Consider the following 5,214-nt stretch of genomic DNA (forward strand, 5'->3'; position numbering starts at 1 on the left):
CGCCCCCGAGGTGGAGATCGCGGCCGAACTCGCCCAGCTGGCCGGCGGCGCGCACGTCCTGGCCGCGCGGGCACAGGCCCTGCTGGCCGAGGGCAACCCACGCCTGGCCGCACACCTGGCCGAATGGGCCGTGCAAGCAGCACCGCAGGACCGCGAGACGGCCCGCGTACGCGCCGAGGTCTACAACCACCGCGCCGCACAGGAGACCTCGACCATGGCCAAGGGCATGTTCACCTGGGCCGCCACAGAATCACGAGCAGCAGCCGAAGGCCGCGAAATGTTCGCCATGCTCTCGGACTAGCGCGCCAGCAGGCACGGCGGCGTGAGGCGCCTGATATTCGTGCTCCCTCTCGCGATCCCGCTTGCGGGAGGGAGCACGAAACGAAGTGCCCGGATTGACACGGGATGCGTCCACGTGCCTGTCGGGCGTGCAGATCAGCGATCGATGATGACGACGGGGCCGGGCTGCAGGATGGGGCCGGCCGCAGCGATGCCAAGGGCCGCAGCCATTGCTATCACGGCCGCCGCGAGCAGGGTGATCCGACGCATTCTCATCCACTCCGGTTCGACGCGGGGGAATCGGGCTCTCAGCCGAAACATGCCCCAATGAGCACGAAACGGACACCAAGCCCGACCCGGTCGTGTGCCGTCGAAACCGGCGCAGCCCGCGGCGACACACGACGGCCTTCCCGCCATCCAGAAGGACATAACGGGCAGAGGGTGAGGTGAATCAGGAAACAGCTAAACCCGACGAATCGAGGTCAATGTTTTAGTTTAACTCATTTAGTTCGATCGCTCCATGAGGGGCTTGTGTTCCATCGCACGCTTGCGGTGCGTCGTGGCGAGGCGGTATGGCCTCCGCAGAGCGGAGCATTCGATCATTAACATTGATGAGGCGATGAACTGCTCGAACACGCCTAACGCACCGATGAATCGAGGACCGGCTCCTCCGCGGCTAGGGCGGCGGCTTCATCGGCCAGGTGCTGGCTTGCCGTGCGGGCCCCGGGCAGCGCCAGCGCCCACAGCGCGCCGAATCCGACGACGGCTGCGCCGACCCACAGTGCGGGCCGCAGGCCGTCCACGAAGCTCTCGCCGGAGGCGTAGCTGCCCTGCGCGGCGAACACCGCGGAAAGGACGGCGATGCCCAGGGCCGTGCCCATCTCTCGCAGCGTGTTGTTGACCCCGGAGGCCTTGCCGTGGTCCGCGTCCGGCACGCCCATAATCACGACGATGGCTGTCGGGGCCAGCACCATGCCCAGCCCGGCGCCGGCTATGACGAAGGGAGGGACGAGGGTGGAGTAGGGCACGCTCGTGCCGATCGTGAGCGCGACCCAGGCCAGCCCGCCCGCCAGCAACGCCAGGCCGCTGCTGACGATCACCCGCGGTCCTAGCTTGCCCATCAGCACGCTGGACAGCGGAGCGGTGATCATCGGAACCATCGTCCACGGCATCGTGTCCACTCCTGACTCCAGCGGTGAGTAGTGGTCGACCACCTGGAAGAACTGGGAGAGCAGGAACACCGAGCCGAACAGGCCGAAGGAGAAAGCGATCGTGCTGAAGTTGATCGCCGAGAACGAGCGGTTGCGAAACAGCCGCAGCGGCATCAGCGGTGTGCGAGCCCGAGCCTGCCACGCCAGGAACACGCCCACCAGTGCGCTCCCGCCGATCAGCGGGACCAGCGTCTGCGCGGAACTCCAGCCGCGCGAGTCACTGTGGATGATCGCCCACAGCATCGCGAACACGCCCCCGCTGACGAGCACCAGGCCGAGCGGGTCGAGCGCCTTGTCCGGGCCGTGAGACTCACGCAGCGTCCGCCACATGAACGGCAGCACCAGCATGCCGAGCGGCACGTTCAACCAGAAGATCCACTGCCAGGACAGCCCATTGACCACGGCACCGCTCACCAACGGCCCCAACGCGATGCCGATACCGTTGACGGCGCCCCAGATCCCGATCGCCAAAGGGCGCAGGCTCGGCTTCACGGCCGAGGCCAGCAACGTGAGCGAGAGCGGCATGATCGCCGCTGCGCCCAGGCCCTGCACGACCCTGGACGTGATCAGCATCGCCGTGTTGGGTGCGAGAGCGGAGGTCGCGGACGCCGCAGTGAACACGAGGATCCCCAGCGCGAACAGCCGGCGTCGGCCCAACCGGTCGCCCAGCGCGGCCGCGGTCAGCAGCATCCCGGCGTACGCGAGCGTGTAGGCGTTGACGACCCACTGCATCGACTCGGCCGACCCGCCCAGACGCACCTTGATCACCGGCAGCGCAAAGACGACGACGAGGTTGTCCAGTGTCGCCATGAACAACGGGATGGACGTGACCAAGATCGCAGCAGCAAGCGGCGGCCTCGTTGCAGCCTTTTCGTCGATAGAAGCCATGAACCCCGTCCAATATTAGTCATTTGTTGATAACAGAATTGGTATCAGTTGACGATAATTCAGGACTACCGAGCATTGTGCTGTGCGAGCGCTCGGTGGCGGGCGCCATCAGTCTGGCGCCCGCCACCGCACCTGTTGAAAAACCCCCATAGATCTCGGGGTCGGGATCGTCCCTCGCGGCCCGACGCGCAAATCAGTGTACAGCGAAAACGATCGCCTAAATCAGCCTGATTAGACAGGCTTAGACCGTGCCCCAGATGGTGTGTCTGGCGTTGTCAGGGGCATGAGAGGGTCTCAGTGGTCGTGGATTGCGCTGGGGGGCTTTGGGAGACCGCGCGGCCGGTGCTGCCAGCGGTCTCGGTGCGCCCGCAGGGTGGTGGTAGTAAGCAGTTCGCCTCGGGTGAGGCGGTATCCGCGACTGTGCTGGACTCCGCGCACGTGCGGGCGAAAAAGGGGGAGGCCAGACCGGTCCTAGCCCCTGGACCGGGGGAAGCTCGGTTCCAAGATGGATGTCCTGTCCGACCGGTGCGGACTACCAGTCGCGGTCACCGTCTCACGTGGTAACGAGCACGACAGCCAGGGACTCAAGCCGGTGATCAGCATGCTGTTCGCGCGACATGAGACAGGGTGCGGGGTCTGCGGTGTTCGACGCCTACCCACACCGCAGCCGACAGATGTGTTCATCGCTGCCGAACTGCCGAAGGCCGGTGGATCGACACCCTGTGGCAGTCGGGCGCCGGCTCTGGCTGCTTGATGGGCGATCAGTGCTTTGACCGGCGAGTACTCCAGCTCTACTACACCTTGGTCGACGAGTACCTCAACACCATCCCTGGCGACATGCTGGTGATGGCACTCTGCTTCAGGTGGTAGGCCCCGGCCCGCAACTCCTGGCGCATCGTTGGGGTGCGGGAATATGAAGGGGGCGAGTCGGATACCAAATTGTGTGATCCGTCTTGGATACCGCGTTCTGCTGTTGGTATTGGCATTGGGCAATCTCACGATCATGATTGCCAGTCATGACATCCTGCTCAACCAGCACTGGGATGTGCCGCTGATACTTGGGTCCTGGCTGCCTGTGGCGGCTGGCGTCATGACGCTCATGGTCAAGGCGAGGGGACTGGGACGGCCCTCGCTTCGTCGGATCCTTGGGCTGCTCACCCCGCCGCGCAGATATCTCGTGCTCTACGCCTTCTGCGCAATCATTATCGGTATCGTCGGATCGGCAGCGGCGGTGGCCGCCGTGGGCAACCACGACATGTCCTGCTACGGTCCGCGCATGTTCGCAACGTGGGCCCTGCTCCTCACGACGTTCGTGGTGGTGGCAGAGGAGGGACTGATGCTCGCCAGACGCCAGATGAACGACGTAGAGGCCTTGTTCGCCACCGCCCTGACAGACCAGGCTTAGATGAGCTCCGTTCTGGGCCCAGGTGAGAGCGGCGAGTGCTGCCTGATGCGTCAGGATGACAACGGGAATCGGTACGTCGTCGCCTATTTTCCAGATCGTGACGCTGCGGAGAAGGCGCGCGCCGAGTTCGAGGCGCGCGGCCACAAGCAGATCTACTGGGTCCAGGATGTGCAGCGGCCGAGCAGCGCGTGACGCGATGTGATGTGATGTGGCGTGGCGTGACGTAATGTGGCGTGACGATTAGGCATCATGCGCGATGTCCGCAGGGGGCCGCTTTGTGGGGTATGGACAAGATGAGGCATCTTCCTGTGTACGACGCTGCGTAGTACAGGGGCAGATCGTTGCCAAGTCGTAATCAGTGGGTTTGTGTTTCAAGGGGCTGACGGTGCGCCCAGTGGAGGGCTCGGGCGGGTGGCGCTTGGCCTGGGCTTTTGTGTTCGCGGTGACGGTGGGCGGCTACCTGGGCTGCGGGGCTTTGATGAAGTTTGATGATCCGTAACAGCGCTCTGCATTGACCGACTCCGGGTGTGGCGCTACGTTCCGGCACGTACACCGGGTGACTGAATGGTCAGACTCCTTCAGATTCCCTTCAGGCTCTCGGAGTGCGTGAAGGTCTATAGCAATGTGTAGTGATGTATACCCATGTATCGACTAATAGGCACGGCTGGAGCGGGACTACCCACCGCAAGCGACAAGCTCAACGTTCGACACGCACGCACGTGTGCAGGCATGCAGGCGCATGCATGCACGCGCACCCGTTCTGTCCGGGCCGCCAGATATCCCCCCACAACTCTCAATCACGGCCGGTCCACCCGCGCCGCGGTGATCCCGCGCCGCCGGAATGCCCGGCCACCCACCCATGCCGTCGGCCAGACCCGATGCCGGCGGCACTCACCGAGAGGGACAACCCGAGTGGAACTCAGAGATCGACTGCGGACGTCGGCTCGCCTGGCCACGGCGCTCGCCTTGGGCAGTGCGCTGACTCTCAGCGCGGTGACGACGGCTGCTGCCGCCTCGTCGTCATCGAACACCGCAGCGCCGAACGCCATGTCACAGCTGATCGCCTCGGAGGCGACGGGCTCGGCCCACGCCTCGCAGCCCGCGCTGTCCGCCGCGAACAGCCGCTCCTCCCGCGCCTGCCCGGCCGTGATCGTGGTCGGACACGAGTCCTGCTTCGCGCTCAAGCGCTCCGGCGTCAAGCCGATGGCGGCGAGCACCTCGCCGAACGCCATCCCGGCCGGCGTCGGCTACGGCCCCTCGCAGTTGCAGTCGGCCTACGCCCTCACCTCGGCCTCGGCCTCGAACGGCTCCGGACGCACCGTCGCCCTCGTCGACGCCTTCGACTACCCGTCGGCCGCCAGCGACCTGGCCGCCTACCGGTCCGCCGCGGGTCTGCCCGCCGCGAACTTCACCAAGGTCAACCAGAACGGC

Annotated in this window: 4 protein-coding genes and 1 pseudogene; 4 read left to right on the top strand and 1 reads right to left on the bottom strand. The window is 65.3% G+C overall.

The genetic code is table 11. The features are described 5' to 3' along the window. A partial coding sequence (locus VGS97_RS21520; RefSeq protein WP_326855420.1) for an alkyl sulfatase dimerization domain-containing protein occupies positions 1 to 301 on the top strand: 301 nt, incomplete at its 5' end. Positions 302 to 917: 616 nt separating this feature from the next. Here the strand turns inward: VGS97_RS21520 and VGS97_RS21525 are convergent. Further along, positions 918 to 2,378 carry an MFS transporter gene (locus VGS97_RS21525; RefSeq protein ID WP_326855421.1) on the bottom strand — a complete coding sequence of 487 codons (1,461 nt, stop codon included), beginning with the start codon at positions 2,376 to 2,378 and terminating at the stop codon, positions 918 to 920. A gap of 943 nt (positions 2,379 to 3,321) precedes the next feature. Here VGS97_RS21525 and VGS97_RS21530 point away from each other — a divergent pair. From VGS97_RS21530 to VGS97_RS21540, 3 genes and pseudogenes are all read left to right on the top strand, one after another. After that, positions 3,322 to 3,783 (top strand): hypothetical protein, encoded by a 462-nt coding sequence (locus VGS97_RS21530; RefSeq protein WP_326855422.1) that lies wholly within the window; start codon positions 3,322 to 3,324, stop codon positions 3,781 to 3,783. Next, complete coding sequence (locus VGS97_RS21535) at positions 3,784 to 3,975, top strand: hypothetical protein (RefSeq protein WP_326855423.1); 192 nt, start codon at positions 3,784 to 3,786, stop codon at positions 3,973 to 3,975. It begins immediately after the preceding gene. Between the two features lie 720 nt (positions 3,976 to 4,695). Further along, a pseudogene (locus VGS97_RS21540) lies at positions 4,696 to 5,214 on the top strand (hypothetical protein); the annotation flags it as partial.

The sequence above is a fragment of the Actinocrinis sp. genome (assembly GCF_035946395.1).
Taxonomy (GTDB): Bacteria; Actinomycetota; Actinomycetes; order Streptomycetales; family Catenulisporaceae; genus Actinocrinis.

Coding starts and splice junctions, on each gene's coding strand:
- VGS97_RS21525 (WP_326855421.1), bottom strand. CDS start 2,378: ATGGCTTCTATCGACGAAAAGGCTGCAACGAGGCCGCCGCTTGCTGCT.
- VGS97_RS21535 (WP_326855423.1), top strand. CDS start 3,784: ATGAGCTCCGTTCTGGGCCCAGGTGAGAGCGGCGAGTGCTGCCTGATG.